Source organism: uncultured Pontibacter sp. (assembly GCF_947499215.1).
Lineage (GTDB): Bacteria > Bacteroidota > Bacteroidia > Cytophagales > Hymenobacteraceae > Pontibacter.
Genome location: NZ_CANMNI010000004.1, coordinates 38,480 through 60,874, shown reverse-complemented (window position 1 = coordinate 60,874; position 22,395 = coordinate 38,480). Strand labels below are relative to the sequence as shown.

15 protein-coding genes are annotated in these 22,395 nt (G+C 48.7%); 3 read left to right on the top strand and 12 right to left on the bottom strand.

Annotated elements, in window-relative coordinates; translation table 11 throughout:
* Window positions 1-47 precede the first annotated feature (47 nt).
* The 7 genes from Q1A04_RS18235 to Q1A04_RS18205 form a co-directional block, all read right to left on the bottom strand.
* On the bottom strand, window positions 48-1,079 hold the full coding sequence (locus Q1A04_RS18235; RefSeq protein WP_299708988.1) for a DUF4249 domain-containing protein: 1,032 nt from the start codon (window positions 1,077-1,079) through the stop codon (window positions 48-50).
* A 5-nt stretch (window positions 1,080-1,084) separates the two neighbouring features.
* Entirely contained in the window at window positions 1,085-3,442 is a 2,358-nt protein-coding gene (locus Q1A04_RS18230; protein WP_299708985.1) for a TonB-dependent receptor, read from the bottom strand.
* 285 nt (window positions 3,443-3,727) lie between these two features.
* The gene (locus Q1A04_RS18225; protein WP_299708982.1) at window positions 3,728-5,206 is read right to left on the bottom strand and encodes a SusD/RagB family nutrient-binding outer membrane lipoprotein; all 1,479 of its coding nucleotides are present in this window, start codon (window positions 5,204-5,206) and stop codon (window positions 3,728-3,730) included.
* 11 nt (window positions 5,207-5,217) lie between these two features.
* Window positions 5,218-8,430, bottom strand: a complete 3,213-nt coding sequence (locus Q1A04_RS18220) for a SusC/RagA family TonB-linked outer membrane protein (protein WP_299708980.1) — start codon at window positions 8,428-8,430, stop codon at window positions 5,218-5,220.
* A gap of 929 nt (window positions 8,431-9,359) precedes the next feature.
* Complete coding sequence (gene feoB, locus Q1A04_RS18215; RefSeq protein WP_299708977.1) at window positions 9,360-11,513, bottom strand: ferrous iron transport protein B; 2,154 nt, start codon at window positions 11,511-11,513, stop codon at window positions 9,360-9,362.
* 11 nt (window positions 11,514-11,524) lie between these two features.
* Window positions 11,525-11,773 carry a FeoA family protein gene (locus tag Q1A04_RS18210; protein WP_299708974.1) on the bottom strand — a complete coding sequence of 83 codons (249 nt, stop codon included), beginning with the start codon at window positions 11,771-11,773 and terminating at the stop codon, window positions 11,525-11,527.
* A 110-nt stretch (window positions 11,774-11,883) separates the two neighbouring features.
* Window positions 11,884-14,334, bottom strand: coding sequence for a bifunctional UDP-N-acetylmuramoyl-tripeptide:D-alanyl-D-alanine ligase/alanine racemase (locus tag Q1A04_RS18205; protein ID WP_299708971.1), 2,451 nt, complete (start codon window positions 14,332-14,334; stop codon window positions 11,884-11,886).
* A gap of 254 nt (window positions 14,335-14,588) precedes the next feature.
* On the opposite strand from Q1A04_RS18205, the gene Q1A04_RS18200 reads away from it, so the two are divergent.
* Entirely contained in the window at window positions 14,589-15,539 is a 951-nt protein-coding gene (locus Q1A04_RS18200; protein WP_299708968.1) for an EamA family transporter, read from the top strand.
* Window positions 15,540-15,614: 75 nt separating this feature from the next.
* Here the strand turns inward: Q1A04_RS18200 and Q1A04_RS18195 are convergent, their stop codons facing one another.
* The 3 genes from Q1A04_RS18195 to Q1A04_RS18185 all read right to left on the bottom strand — a co-directional run bounded on the left by Q1A04_RS18195 (window position 15,615) and on the right by Q1A04_RS18185 (window position 19,725).
* Window positions 15,615-15,980, bottom strand: coding sequence for a hypothetical protein (locus tag Q1A04_RS18195; protein ID WP_299708966.1), 366 nt, complete (start codon window positions 15,978-15,980; stop codon window positions 15,615-15,617).
* 116 nt (window positions 15,981-16,096) lie between these two features.
* Window positions 16,097-18,718 carry a DUF5686 and carboxypeptidase regulatory-like domain-containing protein gene (locus tag Q1A04_RS18190; RefSeq protein WP_299708963.1) on the bottom strand — a complete coding sequence of 874 codons (2,622 nt, stop codon included), beginning with the start codon at window positions 18,716-18,718 and terminating at the stop codon, window positions 16,097-16,099.
* A gap of 113 nt (window positions 18,719-18,831) precedes the next feature.
* Window positions 18,832-19,725: a DMT family transporter gene (locus Q1A04_RS18185; protein ID WP_299708960.1), complete on the bottom strand. Its 894-nt coding sequence runs from the start codon at window positions 19,723-19,725 to the stop codon at window positions 18,832-18,834.
* Between the two features lie 135 nt (window positions 19,726-19,860).
* Here Q1A04_RS18185 and Q1A04_RS18180 point away from each other — a divergent pair, with 135 nt between their 5' ends.
* Together Q1A04_RS18180 and Q1A04_RS18175 are read left to right on the top strand one after the other, a co-directional pair.
* Window positions 19,861-20,340 (top strand): regulatory protein RecX, encoded by a 480-nt coding sequence (locus Q1A04_RS18180; protein ID WP_299708957.1) that lies wholly within the window; start codon window positions 19,861-19,863, stop codon window positions 20,338-20,340.
* Window positions 20,341-20,491: 151 nt separating this feature from the next.
* Window positions 20,492-20,740, top strand: a complete 249-nt coding sequence (locus Q1A04_RS18175; protein WP_299708954.1) for a PLD nuclease N-terminal domain-containing protein — start codon at window positions 20,492-20,494, stop codon at window positions 20,738-20,740.
* Between the two features lie 25 nt (window positions 20,741-20,765).
* Here the strand turns inward: Q1A04_RS18175 and Q1A04_RS18170 are convergent, their stop codons facing one another.
* Window positions 20,766-21,395: a DUF4230 domain-containing protein gene (locus tag Q1A04_RS18170; RefSeq protein ID WP_299708951.1), complete on the bottom strand. Its 630-nt coding sequence runs from the start codon at window positions 21,393-21,395 to the stop codon at window positions 20,766-20,768.
* A 66-nt stretch (window positions 21,396-21,461) separates the two neighbouring features.
* A complete protein-coding gene (locus tag Q1A04_RS18165) occupies window positions 21,462-22,367 on the bottom strand; it encodes a 1-aminocyclopropane-1-carboxylate deaminase/D-cysteine desulfhydrase (protein ID WP_299708948.1) in 906 nt (301 codons plus the stop codon).
* Between the last annotated feature and the right edge of the window lie 28 nt (window positions 22,368-22,395).

Below are 22,395 nucleotides of genomic sequence, written 5' to 3'. Positions count from 1 at the left end.
AAGGAGAGTTTTTAAAAGAGCTCTTCCTTGGGGTTTGGCGTCAACATCTACCAGTCTTCAGGTATTGTTTTGGTTGCGTTTCTCATCACTTGGCAATCATCGGGGAAGCGGAACGGTGCAAAAGGATAATCAATAGCATTACGCAGGATGGTTACTTTTTTCGAGCTTACCCCAGAGACGTCAAAAAAGCCTATCACCTGCTCATTTTCGTTATTTACATTGAACATGTTTCCTTTTACCTCAGCAGGGGGAGGATCGAACACAGTACCTGTGGCTATCTTCTGCTGCTCCAGAATCCGGAAAAAATTGTAAGAATCTTCGGTAATCGAGTGCTGATAAACCGTCAGCTTGTTCTTGACTCCCAAATATTTCTCAAAAGGCATGAAGAGCACATTTTGATGAAGCACCTTCTTGCCATTCGTCAAGCGGTCATCTATCACTTTGAGCTGCTCTAGCTTTTCTTCAAGAAAGCATTGCATGCAGCAATTTTTGGGAGCGGGCATACCGGTGAAGGGATGAATGTAATCTTGGGGTTGTGTCCTGACTTCGTACTGTGTCGTGAAAGACCAACGTAAGAAGTTCTTCTCTCCTGCCGGATCGTTGTAGTCAACAAGCACATTGTACCCAGGTAGTAACTGTTTTTCACGCTCCCCAGGAAAGGCAAATGTCTGCTCGCCAATCTCAAACTGAATAGAGTCTATTGCTATCGGTTCTTTCATGATGACTGGTTCCGATTGGTATAGCTGGTTACCTACAGCGACGTTAAGCATATACGTATGTCCCGGAACCCCTACAGCCTCGCTACCAGCGGAAGGATAGTAGTAGCCTTCTTTATCATAGGAAAACAAGTACCATTCCCCCTCGTTGCTCCATACGGTTACGACCGCCTTTGCCTCAAACTCATTGTAAGGCGAGGAGTGGGGTTGAGAATAACTTAGCCGCACATAGTTTAGTTTGGCTTCGTTTGTAAAATACCCTTCCACAACCAAATGCTTTTTCTGGGTCTCTAGGTCCGTATCAACCGGGTCGATACATCCCATGAGAAGCAGGAGGATAAATGGCAGTAATCGTCTTAACATACCAGTTAAAATTTAACATTAAAATTTATTGAAGGTATGGGAGCACCAATGACAGCCAGTTTATAGGCTCCGGGCGCTTCTCCATAATAGTGCTGATACAGCATAGAATAGGCATTCTTCCTAGCATACAAATTATAAATGGAGAAGCTGCCACTATACTCAGCCTTACCTCTTTTGATGATTTCACGGTTCAAAGACACATCCAAGCGATGATAGTCGGGCATCCGTTCCTGATTACGCCCGGAATAATTGGCGAAGATCTGTCCTTGGTACCAGTACCAGGAATCCGCTGCGGTAACAGGCCTCCCGGTTGTATAAGTAAAGTTTGCAGTCACTTTCCATTTAGGCCAAAGATGGTAATCGGCAAAGATGTTTAGGTTGATGGGTTTGTCGTAATTGGATGGATAAGCTTTCCCCCCATTAATGGTTTCTGCTTCGGTTTTACCTGCTATCGTTCTGAAAGACCTAGAGTAAGTTAAGCTAACCCACCCTGTAAGTCGCCCCTGATTCTTCTTTAGCATCCATTCAGAGCCGTAGGCATTTCCATCTCCGAATAACAGATCGGATTCGAGTGTGGGGTTAAGCAGTAGCGTTGCTCCGTCTTTATAATCTACTTGGTTATATAATTTTTTGTAATACACCTCCCAGCTGAAGTCATACCAACCCTCTTCCTGCGTATAGAAATACCCTAAAGCCACTTGGTCCGCTACTTGGGGCTTTATGTAGTTGTTTGACAGCTTCCAGACATCTACCGGAGTAATTGCAGCCGTATTTGAGATGAGCTGAATGTATTGCCTAGTTCTACTGTAGCCCGCTTTCAAAGATGAATTGTTCGTTAAAGAATATTTGATTGATGCGCGCGGCTCAAGCCCTGAATACGTTTGCACCACACTCCCTGCACTATAGGAAAGCGTATCCACAATATTCACATCACTCCTAGGCACTCCTTCTGCGTACACATACATGTCTGAAGGGCCTAGTTTCGCAAACTGCGAAAAGCGCAGCCCTACAGACGCAGAGAGCTTGTCAGTAAGTGTAATTTCATCATTTACGTAGGCGGAAGTTTCATACCCTTTATCATACTCCAGTCGGCGCCGGTTGAGGCTCGAACTGCCGTACGGCACTAACTCACCGGGTTGAATAACATATAAAGAGGCATCTCCCCCAAAGTCAAGCTGGTGGTTTTCGAGTCCGAAATATCCGAAGTCAAGTTTCAGCTGTGTCAGGTCTATTTCAGAATTGAGCTCAAACTCTTCTCCCGTAGAAATGCCTTCTACTTTGTTTGCATAATGGCTTTTAACCAATGTGGCTATACCTGTAAAGTTGTTGTTGAAGAGATGACTCCACTTGAGCGTGCCCAGCGTATTCTTCCACTGATAGGTAGTATCGTTGGGAAACTTGAAGCCGTCCGCACTGTGGTAGCCAGAGAAACTGATGGTGTTTTTCGAGTCCAGCTTGTACTTGAACTTCAGGTTGCCATCATAGAAACTACCGGAGCTGTTCTTGATATTACTATTAGGGAAGAGCTTCATTATGTAGCCCGGGAAAGCGCCTCTAAAGGCCAGCAGGAAAGTGAATTTATCAGAAATGGGCCCATCCATGCTAAACTTGCCTGAAATAGGGGACACGCCGATCTCATACCTCATTTTTTCCTCATTCCCATCCCGCAGGCTCACATCTAAGATAGAAGATATTCTTCCGCCATACCTAGCGGATATCCCGCTTCGATGCAACTCATAGCTTTTAAGGATATCCGGATTATAAACAGAATAAAAACCGAACAGGTGATTGGCGTTAAACAATGGGGCATCATCCATCAGCACTAAGTTCTGGTCAGCGCTGCCACCTCGTACAAAAAAACCCGATGTACCTTCGCCTGCATTCACGACCCCCGGCAATGCTGAAACGCTCCGCAACACATCGGCCTCCCCTAATAGTTTGGGCATGCGGGTCAGCATTTTCTGATCGATAAAGGAACTACCCATATGCGTGGCATTGATATCAGAAACAGGCCTGCTTGTGATTTCTACCTCTTTTAATTTAAAATTGGACAGCGTAAGCGTTAGCTCAATTTCTTTATCTCCCTCTATGGTAACTGTTTCCCGGAGTGGTGCCATCCCGATGTACTGACAGGAAACTGTGTAAGTACCTTTCTCTAACAGTAAGGAAAAGCGCCCCTGCTTGTCAGTAACCACTCCCTTGTCGCTAGGTGTGACCACTAGAAAAGCTCCCTCAAGTCTTTCGCCCCATGTTCCCCTTACCGTACCTGATAATTTGTACTGTTTTTGAGCTGCAGATTGCCCCCATACATCAATGGTAAAGGCCAACAGTAAAAGAAACAAGGCAACTGATTTCCGGGGCATATGGAGCTAAATATTGTAATAATATTTTTTTTAAATATACGAAGTTTAGACATTCAATTACCAATAACCACAAAAGCTTTTGCAGAAAGTTGCTGGTTGCACTAAGTCGGAATTAATATATCCGTTAACACTCCTCCTTCTCAATAATAAGATTTCGACATTGCCAGTTTTATTTAATCTCTAAAAAAAGAAAAGGTCTCCGGAACCCGGAGACCTTTGCCAATGAAGAAGACTACTACCTAGTATTCTTAAAATTTAAAATTAATTAATCAAACTATTCTTATTCTATCGAACATCCCACCACAGTTTCGTGCTGCTGTCGTCACCACCAATCGATGATCCCGCTGCCGCATTGTTTGCTGGGTTAAGCGTTTGCTCATTGATAGGATAGATCATTCTTGTAGGAACAACTAGACCTTCTACCGGAGGAAGAAGTGTTGGAGCATCTAATCTTCTCCAAGTTACCCATGCATCGTATCCACGGTTATAAAGCGCGATCCACGCCTGCGTACCGATTTTCTGTCTCCAGTCGCCAGGAGCAGTCAGGTAGTTTACGCTTGGCTGCAACAGGTATGCTGTAGCCTGAGCCGCAGTGCCACCCCAGTAAGTGATAGAAGCAGTAACACCTGCATTGTAGTGCTCCATAGCAGTACCACCTACATTGTAACCTCTTTCTACTGCCTCAGCAAGAAGGAACTCCACTTCAGCGTAATCCAGCAACAATGCTTCGAATGTTGGATCAGCAACCTTTGCACTTACAGTTGAGTTAGTAGCAAAGCTGTTAGGGAAACCATATCTGCCACCTCTATAACCCGTAAACGCTTCATTTGCTGATGTTTTTGGATCATCTTTTATATCCAAAAATGTGAAGTAAAACTCTCTTCTTGGGTCATTACGCTCGTTCATGGCGTCAACCAACGTGTTGGCAGCAACATAATCTTCACGAGTTGAAAGAGGACCTTTCACGTTAGAAGAAATCGGGTTGTTGTTTGGAGGAGCAGACAGGTATTCAAATGCTGCGTTTTCAGCATTGCTAGATATTACACCACCTGAACCTTCTGCTGTTGCAGACTCTGCTAACGCTTTAGCCTTTGCATTGTCAACATCAGCCACCACCATACCAAGCTTTAACTTAAGAGAGTTACCAAACTTAAGCCAGTTTGTCATGTTACCGCCATAAAGGATATCACCACCTTTACCAAAGCCAGCAACCGCAGGATCAAGCTGCTCTACAGCAGCATCGAGACGATTCAGAATATCATTGTAAACAGTCTGTGCATCGTCGTAAACAGGTAGCGCATTCTGCGGATCAAGCGCTTCAGTGTAAGGAACATCACCAAAAGTGTTCACCAGCACTGACCATGTATAAACTTCCATGATCTCGATTTGAGCTAGCTGATTTTGCTTAACGCCTGCAGCAAGAGTTTCGTCCTCGTTTATAACCCTTTTAGCCTCCTTTAGATCGTTCAGCACATCACGGTATAAGGTCGTCCACATGTTCTGAGGGATCAGACGTGACGTCATGTTATACCTTGGCTCATCCAGATACTGAGTAGATGTCCAATGCTGTACGTAAAAACGATAGTTGTTCGTGTTAACGTTAGGAGTTGTCAATACATCCGCCAAGTTTTTGGTTGCACCCGTAAACAGGGTAACAGCCGGAACACTTGTTGCTCGTTTCTGGTCAATATTATATTCTTCCAGATCATCTACGCACGATGCCATAAACACCAGCGAGAATAAGCATATAATAAGTTTCTTCATTTTCTGATATTTTAGAAATTAAATTTAACGTTGAAGCCGTAAGTTTTAACAGCTGGATAAGCACCAGACTGATATCCTCTACCAGCGTTGCCTGAGCTCAAACCTTCTTCTGGATCAGAGTACTCCATGTTCTTGTGAATGATCCACAAGTTACGGCCGATTAGCTGAACATCAACACCTTTTACGAAACCGAGGTTCCCGATAACTGACTCTGGCAAAGCATAAGAAAGAGCTAGTTCTCTTAACTTAACGAAGCTACCATCAAACACATACATGGCTCGTGGAGCACCAGCATAACCATCTGCTGCGTAACCATAAGGAGTCATACCGTCACCATCTTGGTTCTCAGCATAGATATCGTTCGGAGATCCGTCTTCTTTAACACCAGGCAGTTTCACACCACCGCCTTCAGAAACTGGCAGACGAGTTGAGAACCCTTTGTCATTCAGCCCTGCAGTGTGCTCATACAAGCCAGTTGCTTCACCATACCACTGGTCCAGAGAGAAGACATCACCACCCTTGCGAACATCGATCAGGAAGCCCAAAGATACACCTTTGAAAGTTAATGTGTTGTTAAAACCACCAGTCCAGTCTGGGTTTGGATTACCGATGATAACGTCTGATCTGTCTGATCTCAGGTAGTAACCGTTTGCGCCAACAGTTTTCTCACCGTTAGTGTATACGAAGTCGTTACCACGGATAACACCGTAAGGATGACCAATAGCAGCGTTAAGAGAAACACCACCTTGGAAAGAAGCAAGTGGCAAGTTCTCCACATCTTCGTACAGGCTCAGAACTTCGTTTCTGTTACGCGCGAAGTTGAAGTTCATGGTCCATGTGAAGTCTCCTGTTTGAATCGGAGTTACGAAAGCAGCAATCTCTATACCCTTGTTTTCTATCTCACCAGCATTAACAAAACGGTTTGTAAAACCTGATGCTGCAGTCTGGCTAACTGGCATAATCTGGTCGATCGTGTTTGTCTTGTAGTAAGTGAAGTCGAAACCAAAGAGGTTGTTGAAGAATTCTGCTTCTACACCAGCCTCAAAGCTCTTAGATCTTTCTGGTTTCAAGTTAGGGTTATTCTTAGTGCTTGGAAGCGAGAAGATCGGAGTAGTACCGAAACCGGTCGGCTTGTCATACACATCGTAGATACTAAGGGCCGGAGCATCGTTACCTACTTCTGCATAGTTAGCTCTTACTTTACCATGTGACAACCAAGAGGTTTGTATAAGGTTAGAGAATAGCACGTTAACACCAGCAGCTGGGTAGAAGTAAGTGTTTTCGCCTTCTGGAAGTGTAGTAGACTTATCCTGACGGGCAGAAAGCTCTACGAAGTATGTGTCTCTGAAACCAAAGTTCGCGTTAGCGAAAATGCCGTCAACACCTCTGCGAGTGAATCCTTCAGCTGGAGGGTTAACCGGGCTAGCTGAGTTAGAGATTGAGTATAGTCTTGGCACAACCAGACCACCGTTTGTAGATGTACTGATAGAGCTTGCACGCTCTCTGCGAAGGTTAGTACCCAATAAACCAGTAAAGCTTAGTTCTTCAGAGATGTCTTTGTTAAAATTCAACATCACGTCGAAGTTAGACTCATTGAAGTCTCTGTTGAATCTAGAGTAGCTACTCAAACCAGCACTACCAACAGCTACGCGCTCTTCTTGGAAGTCGGTAGTTGTGTTGAAAGATGCTCTACCCATTGCACTCATCCAATCGGTAATTTTGTAAGTAGCAGTTGCAAAACCGTAGAAGTTATCTCTGTTGTCGTTTGAGTAGTTCTCATACTGTGTCCAGTATGGGTTGTCAGAGTAAATAGGACCCGAGTTCGAGCTATTCCAGTTCCAAGTGATGTTCTGTCTGTTTCTGAAATAAGCTTCTTTCTGCTCATCTAGATCCACGTTGGTTTGCCACCACTGTCTGAACTGCTGGTTAGGGTTGTTACCGCTGTAACCAGTGCCATATCTACCCATACCTTCTGTGCGAGTGTAGTTACCTGAAGCAGAAACTGTTAACCTGTCAGAAGCTTCGTAAGAAGCATTGAAGTTTAACATGTTTTTATCGATCTTCGAGTTAGGCAAGTTACCTTTGATATCGTTACGAGTGTAACCTAAATTAAAGGTTGTTTTGTCACCACCACCACTCACAACAACGCTCTGGTTAGAGTTAACACCAGTTTCGAAGAACGCAGTTGGATCGTTAGCAGCAGCTACCCAAGGTCTTGTTTTTCCAAAGTTAGGATGGAGGGGATCGATTGCATCCCACTGGTAAACCATCAGGCTTGGATCGAACTTAGGACCATAAGAAGCGTCATCTTGGTATCTTACTACCGGTGCTACACCACTACCTAGATCTTGAGGGGCACGGAAGCCTTGGAAATAACCACCACCGTACTCTTTCTGGTATCTCACATAAGTAGTTTTGTCGATATTGCTCCAAGTAACACCGCTGTTTACAGCTATGTTAAGGCTGTTCTTTGCGCCTTTCTTGGTAGTAATCATGATAACACCGTTTGCTGCGCGCGAACCATAAAGTGCTGTTGCTGCCGCACCTTTAAGTACGTTCACAGACTCAATGTTATCTGGGTTAAGGTCAGCTGCAGCGTTACCAAAGTCAGCACCACCACGACCAGTAGCCTGGTTCGCACCGTTGTTGTTAGCATTACTTACAGGCACACCATCAATAACGAAAAGCGCTTGGTTGTTACCAGTAAGTGAAGAATAACCACGGATAATAACGTTAGTAGAACCACCCATTGTGTTGTTAGTTCTGATGTCGAGACCAGCTACTTTACCTGAAAGGGAGTTTACTACGTTCTCATTTCTGGCGCGGGTGATTTGGTCTCCGCTAACTTCCTGAGCTGAATAGGCCAGCTCGTTTCTGTTACGCTCAATACCAAGAGCCGTCACAACCACCTCATCGAGTTGCTGTGCATCTACAGGCAGTGCCACATCTATAGTAGCAGCCGAACCTATTGGTCTTTCAGTGGTCTGATATCCAATAAAGCGGAAAACAAGCGTGTTGCTTCCCTCAGGCACATTTACAGTATAGGTACCGTCTGCTCCGGTAGCCGTACCTACGGTAGTTCCTTTCACCAAAACCGTAACGCCCGGCAGGGGTTGGTTAGTGGTCGCGTCTGTCACCGTACCGGTGATCGCCCTGACTTGAGCCATGGCCTCATGTATCAAGGCCGACACAAGTAACAGGCATAGCATTAAAACTTTTTTCATTGCGCTGTTTGTTTAGGTAAATTGTTAAATCAAGTAAATTATGGTAAAGTCTTTATCCGCCTCCTTTTAGTCAGACAGGGGAATTAGGTATTGCTTCTTCTAAATTGGGGCAAAGGATTTATTCCATCCGCTCTTTATATAATCACCTCCTTTATTCCTTCGCTTCTGATAGTTGAAATCAGTTTCTAAGGGGTTTTCCAGCTCGTTTGGCAGAGAAGGCTTCTATAATTGACACTGTGCTAGCAGCCTGCAAACACCAATGCGAACGGGAGATCAAACCTTTACAGATTAACTGTATCAGACACCCAGAAAGCTTTATTATTAAAATTATTGTGAAAAAAGCCCAAACCAGTGACCGGGACAGGCAAAGAAATGCCCGCCATCAGTTTTAAGACACTGATAGTCAGCTTGTGTTAGTATGAACTCTTTAGGATGCCGCTAATTTTGTGGAGATGCACAAGCGGCCGTGGGGTAAAAATGACTCCGGAAGAAGTACAGATCTTTTCATTGTTTTATTGTTTAAGGTGAGAGAAGCTCAATTTTAAAGAATGTTTTCGGTTTTAACAAATATTTAACACGTTTTTTGATTCTTTAACCGATTTTAAATCTTATCCACCTAGCCGCTGCTGCAGTTTAAGGTACCATAGCATGCGGGTAATTCTAGCAAAAAACGGAGAAAGTTGTTCCTTATACGTGAGCGTCATCCAAAGGATGAATTTATTCAAATCTTTATCAAAAAAATTAAATTTTTAAAACGTAAGCTATACTATCCCAAGCACTTACCTTATAATGTAGCCATTCTTGTACCTCACAAAACAAGTTGTTGCAACACGCAAACCACTATCCATAGTAGTTACAATCGCTCAGAGTAAGACATAAAAAAAGCCCGCTCTTTGTAGAAGCGGGCTTTGCTATGATTGATACGATAATTATTTCATTAACTGGAAGGTGACAAAGGCCGCCACATAGGCCAGACCTGTCATGTACACCAGCTGGGCGAGTGGCCAAGTCCAGCTCTTGGTTTCGCGGCGCACAACGGCTAGCGTGCTCATGCACTGCATGGCAAAGGCATAGAAGATCAGAAGCGAGAAAGCCCGGGCCGGTGTGAAGAATGGATTACCATCAGCGTCTTTTTCTGACATCAGCTTGTCTTTGATCGTGCTCACGTTCTCCTCCTCTCCTATGCTGTAGATAGTAGAGATGGTACCCACAAACACCTCACGGGCGGCAAAGGAAGTAAGCAGCGCTATACCTATTTTCCAGTCGTAGCCAAGTGGACGGATGGCTGGCTCAATAGCTTTGCCGAACTTACCCGCATAGCTCGACTCTAGTTGGTAAGAGGATACCAGATTATCGGTTTGCTCTTCGCTCAGGCCTTTTGCTGTAGCCTCCACTGTGGCTCGCTCCTCGGCACGCTCAAAGCTGTCGCCGGGACCGTATGAGGCCAGCACCCATAGGATGATGGATACTGCCACGATGATCTTACCGGCCTCAAACACAAAGGTCTTGGACTTTTCAAAAATGGTCAGTCCCACGTTTTTCCAGCGCGGCATCTTGTACACCGGGAATTCCATAATGAAGTAGCTACGCTCACGGGCCTTCAGCAATACTTTGAGTAATAACGCTGAGAAGATAGCCGAAAGGAAGCCCAGCAGGTATAAGCCCATTAACACGATGCCCTGCAAGTTCATGAAGCCCAAGTAGTATACCTCCGGCACCACCAGCGCAATGAGCACGGTATACACCGGTATGCGGGCCGAGCAGCTCATGAGCGGCGTCACGAAAATGGTAATCATGCGGTCTTTCCAGTTCTCAATGGTGCGCGCCGACATCACAGCAGGCACGGCACAGGCCACACCCGAAATAAGCGGCACCACACTTTTGCCGTTAAGCCCAAACTTGCGCATGATCTTATCCATCATAAAAGTCACGCGGGCCATGTAGCCGGTTTCTTCCAGTATGGCGATAAAAGCAAACAAGATAGCGATCTGCGGTATAAAGATCAGCACACCACCCAAACCGGCGATAACCCCCTCAGTGAGCAGGTTGATCAACGGTCCGCTAAAGTTATCTTGAATCAAACCGTTCAGACCGGCTATACCTTCGTCAATCAGCTCCATGGGGTAACTGGCCCACGCGAAAACAGCTTGGAACACCAGAAACAGCAGCGCTAAGAAAATTAGATAGCCGAACACGCGGTGCGTCAGGATCTGATCAAGCCTATTGCTGAACTTCTCCTCCTCCTTCGCTTTCTCTATGCGCACCACATCAAGCAGTACTTCGTTTATGCGCACGTACCGGGCTATCGTTTCGTTGGCCTGCACTGTGTTCGACTTAAAGTCCGCCGACTCCAGCAGTTGGGCCATCCATGCCTTGTCTTGCTCTGACAGGAAACGCAGATTCTTATACTGATGGGCGTAGTGCAGCGCCAAGTAATCGTTGCGCAGGTCGAAGCGCTCTTTGATTTGGCTAACCACCTCCCTCAGCTCCTCCGGAATTTCAAAGAAAGTAGCTTTGGTAGGAGCCAGCTGCTGCGACATCACAATCTTGAGCGCGGCTATACCTATACCCTTGCGGGCATTGAGTGGAATAACCGGCACGCCCAGTTCACGCTGCAGCGCGTCGAGGTCTATCTTCACGCCCTCTGCCTCTGCCACGTCCATCATGTTGAGGCCAAGCACGGCAGGTATGCGCAGATCGGCCAGCTGGGTAAAGAGCAGCAGGTTACGCTTCAGGTTAGAAGCGTCGGCCGTTACAATAACAAGGTCGGGGTAGTGTTTGGAGGCCGGATCGTACAGCAGGTCGATGATCACACGCTCGTCCAGCGACTTGGGGTACAGGCTGTAGGTGCCGGGCAGGTCGATGATCTGCGCCTTCAGGTTGGGAGTGATCTGGCTGATGCCCGTCTTCTTGTCGACGGTAACGCCCGGAAAGTTGCCCACCTTCTGGTTAAGGCCTGTGAGTTGGTTGAATAGTGAAGTTTTACCCGAGTTCGGGTTGCCAATCAAAGCGATTTTGGCCACCGGAAGGTGGACAGGTACTTTTGTGGCCTCTGGCGCTTCCGCCTCTATGGTAACAGCCATGTGGTAATTATCTACTTCAGCAGAATTGTTTCAGCCTCGTCTAAACGCAAAGAGAGTGTGTAATCATTTACGATGATGGTAACAGGGTCTCCAAAGGGGGCTTTGCTGTTCAGCTTCACGGGGGTACCAGGTATGCAACCCATCTCAAGCAGCTTGAGCGCCATCTCAGGGTCTTTCAAACAGCATATCTCTCCGCTCTCCCCGATCTTCAGATCGCGCACACTCTTCTGGGCCTGTGTATCTTCTATCCTGTTACGCACGATTTCTCTTCTTTTATTTAGACTGTTTATAAACAACTGCAAGATACAAGCTGTTCCCCGGTATTGCAAAAGAATAGAACTTATGATTTGGAGATGAGGTGATTTGAAGATTACTCGGAGAAGAAAATGCGCTTGACGCGGGTGCTTACGTTGGTGAGCAGTTCGTAAGGGATGGTGCCAATGCGCTGGGCCAACTCAACCAGCGTGAGCTGCGGACCGAATACGGTGACTTCATCGCCTACTTTGGCAGGTATTCCGGTCACGTCGACCATGCACATGTCCATGCACACATTACCGATGATAGGGGCTCTTTTGCCATGAAGGAGTACCTCTCCGGCTCCGTTACTGAAGCGACGGTCATAGCCGTCGGCGTAACCGATGGCAATGGTGGCGATGGTCTTGTCGGTGTCGGCTATACCTCTGCGGCTGTAGCCCACGGTTTCGCCTTGCCGAATGTGCTTGATCTGGGAGATAGTGGTTTTGAGCGTACTGACCGGCTGCAGGGCTTCTTGCTCCGAGCCAGTAGCTTCTATACCGTACAGGCCTATACCTAAGCGTACCATTTCCAGCTGATGCTCCGGGAAGCGCACAATGCCTGCCGAATTGAGAATATGCTTGAGCACGGTGTAGCCGAGGCGCTCTTCCACCTCCGCAGCCAATGTCGTAAAGTTTTGCAGCTGCATCCGCGAAAAGTCATCGTGCAGGGCTTCGTCGGCTCCGGCCAAATGGCTAAATGCACTCACCACCCGCACCTGCGGATGCTCTTTTAACAATGCGAATAGCTCGTCGAAATCTTCTCCTGTGAAGCCCAAGCGGTGCATACCAGTATCGAGTTTCAGGTGTACCTTATAGCTGCTGTCAGGCTGGGCAGTGGCCAGAAACTCGCGGAGCAGTTCCAAGGAGTAGATCTCGGGCTCTAGGCTATACTGGTGCAGTTTGGCTAGGCTGTCCGGCGATGGGTTCATGACCATAATGGGCAGCGTAATGCCATGTTCGCGCAGACTTACCCCTTCGTCCACGTAGGCCACCGCTAGGTAATCTACCCGGTGGAACTGCAGCAGGTTGGCTACTTCGGAACTGCCACTGCCGTAGGCAAAGGCTTTCACCATCACCATCAGCTTGGTGCCCGAGGCCAGCTTGGAGCGATAGTAGTTCAGATTATGCACCAGCGCATCCAGATTCACCTCCAGCACCGTGCCGTGCACTTTCTGCTGAAAAGCGTGCACGATCTTTTCGAAACCAAACACGCGAGCGCCTTTTACCAGTACGAGTTCATTGCGGAACTGCTCAGAACTGAACTGCTGCAGAAACGCCGCTGTGCTGGCATAAAAGTCCGCGTCGCCGCCAAACTTGGCTCCATGTGCCTGTATGGTGGGTCCGATCCCAATCAGCCGCTCTACTTGATGCGCTTTGGTCAGGGCGGCTACTTCGCTGTAGAGTTTTTCTTCAGGCATGCCCGACTCCAGCAGGTCAGACAGAATCAGGGTGCGCCTACCGCGCCTCGGCTGACTAGCCAGTAGGTCGAGGGCGATGGAAAGACCAGCGAGGTCGTTGTTGTAGGTATCGTCGATGAGGTAGCAACCGTTGATGGCTTCTTTCATTTCAAGGCGCATGGCCACGGGCTGTAGCCGGTCCATGCGGTCCTGTATGTCTGACAGGCCGATGCCGCGCTGCAACAGCACCGCTAAGCAGTGCAGGGCATTCTCCAACGAAGCCTCGTCTGTGAAAGGGATGGCCAAGCTATGCTGTTCACCTCGAAAGGCATAGCTCACAATGGTTTTATGACCAGAGATAGTGCTTGAAGTAATGTGTACGTCAGCCGCCTCTTTGCGAGACCACGTGAAAGCAGGTATCCCTTTCGCCTGCACCGCTTCGTGCACCAGTTCGCGATCCCGGCAATAGAAGAGCAGCTCTACCTGACTGAACAGCTGCAGTTTTTCAGCCACCTTCTGTCGGCGGTCAGCAAAGCCTTCGTCATGGGCGCTACCGATGTTGGTGAACAGACCGAGTGTAGGCTGTATGACCTGCTGCAGTTTCTGCATCTCGCTGGGCTGCGATATACCTGCTTCGAATATGCCAAAGGTATGATTTGCGTCGAGTTGCCAAACCGAGAGCGGCACGCCGATCTGAGAGTTGTAACTGCGCGGGCTCTTTACCACCAGCTCCTCCGGGCTTAGTAATTGCGCCAACCACTCTTTTACAATGGTCTTGCCGTTGCTGCCGGTGATGCCCAGTACAGGTATATGGAACTGAGTCCGGTGCCAAGCCGCTACCGCCTGCAAGGCATCTAAACTGCTGCGCACCTGTAGGATGTTGGCTTCTGGGTATAAAGCCGTCAGGCCTGCTGCCTCTTCCACCACAAACTGCCGCACGCCCAGTTCATACAACTGAGTCAGGTATAGGTGTCCGTCATTATACTTCCCCCGAATGGCAAAGAACAGCGTGCCTGCTGGCTGCGAGAGCTTTCGGCTGTCGGTGAGCATGTGCATGACAGCGCTATCCTGCGTCAGTTGCGCTAAAGTACCGCCTGTGATATCTTGAAGCTGGTGGAAAGAGAGCATAAACAAATCAGTTTAAGAGCTCAAAGATAGTGTTTCAGGTTAATGCAGCTGTAGGGAAAGCTATAATTACACTTCCCCTCATGGAAATTCTCTCTTCGTGCTAGTCAAGCTACTGCTGTTCTAGGCATGTAAAAGCTGCCCACTTCGCGTCTTGCTAATTTCACCTGTATAGTAGTTGCCAGCCTCAACAATCAAAAACTATATAGGGGCTTTTTCAAAATCAAAACGATACCTTTGCGCTCTTTTATTTTGAAATGGAAACAACGAAAACCAAACCATACTATGCGGCAGGTATAGCGGCCTTCGTTATCTGGGGCTTTATACCTTTCCCGCTCAAGGCGCTGGCCGACTACCCAAGCGGACAGATCCTGTTCTTCCGGGTGGCCCTGTCAGTTGCTTTGCTGCTACTCATTTTACTGCTGTTCCGCCGCAAAAACATGATGCAGACTATTGCCCAAGTAAAGGCCTCCAAACCAAGGGAGGCACGCAAGTTTTTTCTCTATACCTTTCTGGGCGGCTCGCTGTTGACCATCAATTGGCTGACGTTTATCTACGTCATCAACCACATCAACATCCAGACGGGTTCTTTCTCGTACCTCCTCTGCCCTATCCTGACGGCGGTGCTGGGTTTTGTGCTGCTCAAAGAAGAGTTGCGAACGAACCAGTGGGTGGCCATTGGACTGAGTGCTTTGAGCTGCGTGCTGATCGGGACGGGTGAACTGACGAGTCTGCTTTTCAGTCTGCTCATCGCGCTGAGTTATGCCTTTTACCTCATCACACAGCGCATCCTCAAGGTATACGACAAGATCGTGTTGCTCACGCTGCAGCTATTGCTCTCTTTTGTATTCATCGCACCATTCTATGAACAGTTCAAGGGTAGCTCGGAAGTAGCACTCGATGGGCATTTCTTTTTGATGACCGGTATACTGAGCGCCCTGTTTACGGTGTTGCCGTTGTTTCTAAATCTGTACGCCCTTAAAGAACTCACCTCAGGCACCATCGGCATTCTGATGTATATCAACCCGATTCTCAACTTTGTGGTGGCTTTTTTGTACTTCAACGAAGAGACTACGGCGGTTAAGGTGGCGGCTTATATATTGATCTTCATCTCGGTGATCATCTACAACATCAACCTGAAAGGCCGTAAGAGAACTGGCGCCGGCATGGTGATTCCTCCGGTTGGCACTACGGCGGTGGTGAAGTAGCAGCTAGCGATAAAAACAGAGAGGCCATACCTGCTAATTGTACAGGTATGGCCTCTTTTTGCTTTGCAGTAGTTCTTATTGATCCACTCGTCCACCTTCTACGCGGCGTCCTGTCGGCGTACGTGGTCTAGGGCGCTGATCAGGGTTTTCTTCCAGTTGCCTTTGCTTGTCAAGCTCCACTTTGGTACGGGCAGCCGAGTCCACGTTAGCTGGCAAATCGCCGAAGCGGTCGGCCTGCTCTCCAGTCTCGGCTGTACGGCCTATCGGAGCGGGACGTGGCTCATTCAGGTTTTGGGTGGACTTACTCCGTTCCGTTATGGCCTCGGAGGTGCTTGTGTCGTCAGTTGGGTTCGAAGCCGGCCTATCGCCGCAACTTACCGTTATTGTAGCAACAAGGGCAGCTGCAAATCCGGTTTTAAGTATATCTTTCAGGTTTTTCATGGTCGTTTCAAAATGATTAAGTCATCTCTCATTTCTAACGTCCATACTTGCTATTAGGTTGTAAAACAGCTGTTCTGGAGCCTTGCAAGCACTATTCTGCAGAATGCCTCGCTTGCTTAGAAGCCTAAACCCACCCGCAGGCCTGTATGTACTTTCTGCCGCTCTTGGAAGGAAGTAAAGAAATCGACGCGCAGCACTTTGAAGATATGCTCTATACCTAAACCCAGCTCCAGATAGTTATCCGACTCCTTTGTGTTGAGGTAGTGCAGGCTCACCACCTCCTGCCACTTCAAGCGGCGGAACAAGGGTATTTTGTTGAACAGAAAACCATTGAAGTGATGCTCGTAGTGCCCTTCGAGGTAGCGGTTGTTGGTGCTGTAGCGGTAATAATCGAGCAACTGGAAGCCGGTATACACCCCCGCGAAAATGGTGCGGTTGCCGTTGAAGTTGCGGTAGTCCATCAGGCGCATATTCTCTTTGCCCCAGAAAGTGCCCGCCGTAAAGCTATACACACTGCTACCTAACAAGCCCAAGCTAAAGTCGTCGGTGATGCGCAGGGCCATGGTCGTGTATTTCACATCGCCACCCAATGCCTTGATACCCCCCCGGTAGCCCAGCGAGAAAGTAGGCCAGCGCGAGCCAATGTTGATCTTGCGGTCGGGTCGGGAGATGTAGTTCATGCCCGGCCGGAAAGCCACGGTAAAGGCTGCCGTCAAGACCTGATGGGGCTCGAAGGAAGCGTCAGCCAGTTCGGCGTTTTCAGGCACATTAGAGGTAAAGCCCGAGCTGCTGCTCTCCCGGAAAGCATAATCGGTGGAATTCTCCAAAGGCATGCGATGAGAGTAGTCCAGTGACGTGATTATCGTGACGCCATTCAGAATCTCAGAGCGGTAGTTTACCCTTGCGTAATCGCGCTGGTAGAGCTTCATGTAGTTGCGCTGCAGCAGCAGGGTATAGACCGAGTTAACAAAAGGCGAGATGGGGTTCGTGGAATTGATCTGGTCTACGAATCGGCCACCCTCCACCGAAGCCGTGCTCCGTTTGATCGGGTCGTAGGTATAGCTGAGCCGCAGCTTGGCGTTGAGTTTCTCGTTGGCAAGTCCGTAGCGGATGGTCGGCTCTATCTCATACTGACGACGGTCCTCAAAGCTCTGCCGATACTCCATGCCCACGTTCAGCACGGTACCCTCCACGGTATTGTACTGCACTACGCTCGGTCCGCCTGTCAGGCTCAACAGTGGGTCTATCCGGAAATAGCGCCGCTCGTAGGTGTTGCTGTAGGTATAGCCGCGCATAAAGAAACTGCCAAAGGTCGGTTTGTTGCGAATGCGGTCCACGGAGTCTTTGTACACCCGCGACTCGCGGATGACCTCCAGACTGTCTTTGCGCTGATAGTCGATTTGCTCTTCCTCGGTGAGCGGCACCGGCCTTATCTCGGCCCAGTAGGCAGAATCGCGGGTATTGGCTTCCTTCTCCACTACCAGTACCTCGCGGCTGAAAAGCTTCTCGTCGTGTATGGCGGGTTGCTCCTCAGGCGTAACTTCCTTAGGCTTGATCACCCGGGCCCGCTGCCTTTTAGCGGGTTTTACCTCCACTACCATGGCATCCACCACCACTTCCGGCTCCGATTCTACTACCGCTGGCGGACGGCTGTAGGCAGGCTGCACCTTATACCGAGAGTACACGCCCGTAGCATAGCCACCGCCCTTAAAGCCCAGTCCTGACGCCTCAAAGGTAAAGCGCTGCGACACCGGCATCCATACATGGTCCTGCACCGGCGCGTATACCTGCCGCACCCGGATAAAATCGACGAAATCTATCCCTGCGTTTTTGGTGAGGGTGAGGTCGGTGCTGTGTATCCGCCACGTGCCGTCCACGATGTAGATGTTCCCCTGAAACACCGGGTCGTTTTTGCGCCTCGGTATGACTTTTATTTTGTTGATCGTGCGCCCATTCTCCTCAAAAGTGCCGAGGTATTCGAAGCGGTAAAAGAAGAGTGCATTGTTGGCCAGCGGCGACACAAAGCCCCGTTCGCTAAGGCCCTGCACTTTGAGCAGATTGTCGTAAAAGCTGATGTTCATCTCCGACGCCTGATTGAAGCTGAAGGCCTGTTTCTTGCCGCTCACTTTAGAGGAGATAATCCGCTCGTTCACCTTGTTTGGTTTCTTAAAATGCAGTTCCGACACCGACTCCGACAGGTATACAATACCCGTGTCCACATCTACTACCCGCACCCCCAGCACCTTGCCGGGCACTTTGTCCATGCGGGCCACGCCTTTCATGTACACACGGGCACTCCACGCATTCACCTCGTCGCGGTGGTACTTGCGCAGCCGGATGGCGTTGCGCATGATGCCGTAGGCAGGGTCCTCGTCAGCAGCCTTCACCACCACCTCTTTCAGGTTGAGCACTTCCGGCATCAGTTGCACATTGAGTTCCTGCGCTCCGTCACCGATCGTCACGGTTTCGATGCGGGCTCTATACCCGACATACTTAAACTCCAAGGTATAGGTGCCCGCCGGCAGCTGCAGCTGGTAGTTGCCTTGGTCGTTGGAGGCGGTGCCGCTGGCGGTTTCTTTGATGTAGATACTGGCAAAAGGCAGCCCTTGATTATTCTCGTCGATAATGCGCCCACGCAGTATACCCGCCAAGGAGATGGCCGGCAACAGGTATAGCAGGAAAAGCAAAAAGACAGGGCGCATGTATAGTTGGCTCTTGTTTTGAATGTTAAGCTTCACAATTTAAGAACTAACGACAAAACCCGCTCATCGTGTTTAGCTTTTTTAGAATTTAAAGGATTTGCATGCTTTGCTGTCGTTCAGGGAAACCGCTTATTCCGGAAGCTACTCTCCTATACCTTCGGCAGCTTCGTTTCGTGGGCAGCGATCTCGCGCTGCGACAGTCGGTTTTTGTAGCGCACGTTCAGGACTACCCCAACCAGCACGAGCCCCATACCGACATAAGTTGCCAGCTCAAAATGCTCGTCGAACAATATAAAGCCCAGCGATAGCGCATAAATAATACCAATGAAGTTCAGATTAGCCACCTTAGAGATCTCCTCAGCCTGATACGACATGGTCATGTAGTACTGCCCCAACTGCGTGAGCACACCCACCAGCAACAGAATGCCCCAGTCCCAACCTTCGGGCTGCACCCAGTTGAAGATGGAGTAGACACCTGAAATCGGGAGCGCCACCAGCGGAAAGTAGAACACGATCACCAGCGGGTGCTCACGTGTGTTGAGCCGTCGGATAAAATTGTAAGCCAGCCCCGAGAACACGGCACTCATCACACCAAGCCATACATAGAATGAGTCGGCACTAGTGTCAAAGCCCTCAATAACCAGAATTCCCGCAAACGACACGGCAAAGAACACCCACTGCCAAGACATCACTTTCTCCTTCACGATGAAAATGCCCATGATGGTGGTAAAGATGGGCGACAAATACTGCAAAGTAGCTGCCGTAGCCAGCGGTATGTTCTGCAGCGTGGTAAAAAACAGCATGAGCGCCATGGCCCCGGCAGCTCCGCGGGCTATCAGGAGACCATAATTGCTGCCCCATACGCTTACCCGCTTCATGCGCAGCACCACAAAACTCATCACCAGCGACACCACCGAGCGAAACAGAATAATCTCAATAGCCGGTATATGCGGCACCAGCTTCACGCACACGTTCATGAGCGAAAAGAACAGCGTAGACAGCAGCATATACCTGACTCCTTTTGAAAACATAGTTGAATTCATTTTTGAAGCCACAAAGGTGCGGGTAATTCAGATTAGTTGTGTGTTTAATTGTTAGATTGTTAAATTGGTGATTGCTTAGGAAAGCGCAACTCTTGTGAGCTACATCTTGTTCTAAACAGGAGCAAAACGAACGATTTGGAACGACAGAAAAAACAGAAAACCTATACCCCGAAAGAAGCCCTGATCAAGGCGGCGGCTTACTGTGCCTATCAGGAGCGCACGCAGCAGGAAGTGCGCACGAAGCTCTATACCTATGGTTTGGAACCGGATGATGTAGAGGAGATTATTGTACGCCTCGGGCAGGAGAAGATGCTGGACGAAGAGCGCTATGCGCAGTCCTATGTGCGCGGCAAGTACGGCCTCAAGAAATGGGGTCGCCGCAAAATCGTGCAGGGCCTCAAGTCCAAAGGCATCTCGGACTACTGCATCAAGCAGGGCCTGAAGGAAATCGATTACGATGTGTATGAGCAGAACCTGCAGCAGCTACTCGAGAAAAAGAACGCCTCTGAAAAAGAAAAGAACCCTTTCGTCCGCCGCCAGAAACTCACTTACTACCTCATGAGCAAAGGCTACGAGAGCGATCTAGTGCAGGACGCGATCAAGAAGATTGAATAAAGAAATGATTGGTTGGCATTTATCAGAAATAAACTATATATTAGTAATCTATTATACCCCAAGCTGCGAATGTATTAGCGAACAAAACTGTGCATAGCGACTTGTACTGGATATTTCTGCGAACCGATCAATAACCTTAAAAAACAATCACATGGAAACAACTCTACCCTTGTACATCGCTACTATTGGTTTTTCTGAAATAGTGCTCCTCCTGTTCTTTTTGGCTGTACCGGTTGGACTGTGGTTGTGGGCACTCCTTGACTTGCTCAGCAGCGAGTTTGAGAACGGTAGCAATAAGGTGGTTTGGCTTATGGCCATCACATTTCTGCCGGTTCTAGGTGCTTTGCTTTACCTCCTGATTGGAAGAAACCAAAAAGTCACCAGCCTACCCCAGCAGTAAATCACCATTCCAAGGAAAGAGTTTTCTACCTTCTCTTCGGCATTTCCGGATTTTGGATACGGCGCTGTGGCACCAGCACTACTTTGCGGCCGGTCACTTCCTCTAAAATGGGCTTGAGCACTTTCTCCGCGTTTACTTGTGTCTGGCGCAGGATACCTGAGTTAATGGCCGCTTCTCTTACGTTAGATTCGGCATAGCGGTAGCTTTCCTGCACAAGGTCCGCGTCTTGGAAATAGGTGTTCTCTTTTGAAAATACTTTGGACTTGCTGTGATCGACCTTATAATAGCAGAGCTCTGGTTCAGGCAAACTGATTTGCACCAGCGAATCGCCCTGAAAGCGGATGTCCTGTGCGGTTAGTTTCGTGAAATCAATACAGCCCACAGCCTCTCCCGTCACTATCAAAACTACCTTTGAGTTGGGCACCCAGCGCGACACATTTTTCTCATACTCCACCACGTCCTTGAAATTATAGCGCACCAGTTCCATCTTTCCGAGCTCTTCTACTGTGGTCAGAATGGTGTTGTGGTTTACGATGACTTCGGGTTGTTTCTCGTCGGGGCCGAAGGAGTCTTTCACTTGTCGCCAAACATACCAGCCCACCACGAGCAGCAGGATGAAGGGCAGCATACGAAACAAAAGTCGGATGAGGGGCATGAGCTGATTTTTGTCGGTTGTGTTAACTACGGTCTACACAGCAATTATGGTGCTAAAGTTCAAATCCTATACCTCCACACCAAGCCGTTCCTTAAAACCGGCATTTCCTTGCAGTCCGCCGGTATGCACCGCCACAATCCGACTACCTTCCGGGAAATAGCCTTTCTGGATCAGATCGACTAAGCCATAGAACACTTTGCCAGTGTACACAGGCTCCAGCGGCAGGTTGTGCGCTTGTTGAAAGCTGCGCATAAAGTCCAACAGTTCGGGTTTTACCTTGGCATAACCACCGAAGTGATAATCAGTGATGAGCTGCCAGTTGTCATAGTGCTTTCCGTTATACCTGTAGATTAGTTGCTCGATTTCCTCACGCAAAAAGGCACCACCTTTCAAAGCCGGAAAGCCGAGCACCTGCCTTTTGCCAGCAAGTCCGGCAATGATGCCGGCTATGGTGCCACCCGTGCCGCTGGCGCAGCAGATGTAGTCGTATTCGATGGCGATGTCTGCCACAATTTCAGTGCAGCCTTTCACGGCGAGGGCGTTCGTGCCCCCTTCAGGTATAATATAAGGTTGACCGAATTGCTGTGCCAGTTGCGCAAGGTAGGCCGGATCGGTCTTTTGCCGGTAGGCTTCGCGGCAAATGTAATGCAGTTTCATACCAGCTGCTGTGGCAAAACTGAGCGTAGGGTTAAGCGGCAGGTGTTCTTCTCCCCGGATGATGCCGATGGTCTTGAAACCGAACTCCTGCCCTGCCGCCGCTACGGCTGCAATGTGGTTGGAGTAGGCACCGCCAAAAGTCAGCAGCGTGTCGTGTTGCAGTCGCTTTGCCTCCTGCAGGTTGTAGGTGAGCTTGCGCCACTTATTGCCTGAGATGGTGGGATGCAGCAAGTCCTCGCGCTTCACCCAAAGCGCTATACCTTGGCTTTCCCAGATCGGGCTGTGCAATTGTTGCAGCGGTGCTTCCATAGGCATCAAAACAAAGGCCCCAATCAAAAGATTA

Excerpts from the sequence above, each read along its gene's own strand:
- Q1A04_RS18235 (WP_299708988.1), bottom strand. The coding sequence starts at position 1,079 with ATGTTAAGACGATTACTGCCATTTATCCTCCTGCTTCTCATGGGATGT.
- Q1A04_RS18230 (WP_299708985.1), bottom strand. The coding sequence starts at position 3,442 with ATGCCCCGGAAATCAGTTGCCTTGTTTCTTTTACTGTTGGCCTTTACC.
- Q1A04_RS18225 (WP_299708982.1), bottom strand. The coding sequence starts at position 5,206 with ATGAAGAAACTTATTATATGCTTATTCTCGCTGGTGTTTATGGCATCG.
- Q1A04_RS18220 (WP_299708980.1), bottom strand. The coding sequence starts at position 8,430 with ATGAAAAAAGTTTTAATGCTATGCCTGTTACTTGTGTCGGCCTTGATA.
- feoB (WP_299708977.1), bottom strand. The coding sequence starts at position 11,513 with ATGGCTGTTACCATAGAGGCGGAAGCGCCAGAGGCCACAAAAGTACCT.
- Q1A04_RS18205 (WP_299708971.1), bottom strand. The coding sequence starts at position 14,334 with ATGCTCTCTTTCCACCAGCTTCAAGATATCACAGGCGGTACTTTAGCG.
- Q1A04_RS18200 (WP_299708968.1), top strand. The coding sequence starts at position 14,589 with ATGGAAACAACGAAAACCAAACCATACTATGCGGCAGGTATAGCGGCC.
- Q1A04_RS18195 (WP_299708966.1), bottom strand. The coding sequence starts at position 15,980 with ATGAAAAACCTGAAAGATATACTTAAAACCGGATTTGCAGCTGCCCTT.
- Q1A04_RS18185 (WP_299708960.1), bottom strand. The coding sequence starts at position 19,725 with ATGAATTCAACTATGTTTTCAAAAGGAGTCAGGTATATGCTGCTGTCT.
- Q1A04_RS18175 (WP_299708954.1), top strand. The coding sequence starts at position 20,492 with ATGGAAACAACTCTACCCTTGTACATCGCTACTATTGGTTTTTCTGAA.
- Q1A04_RS18170 (WP_299708951.1), bottom strand. The coding sequence starts at position 21,395 with ATGCCCCTCATCCGACTTTTGTTTCGTATGCTGCCCTTCATCCTGCTG.
- Q1A04_RS18165 (WP_299708948.1), bottom strand. The coding sequence starts at position 22,367 with ATGCCTATGGAAGCACCGCTGCAACAATTGCACAGCCCGATCTGGGAA.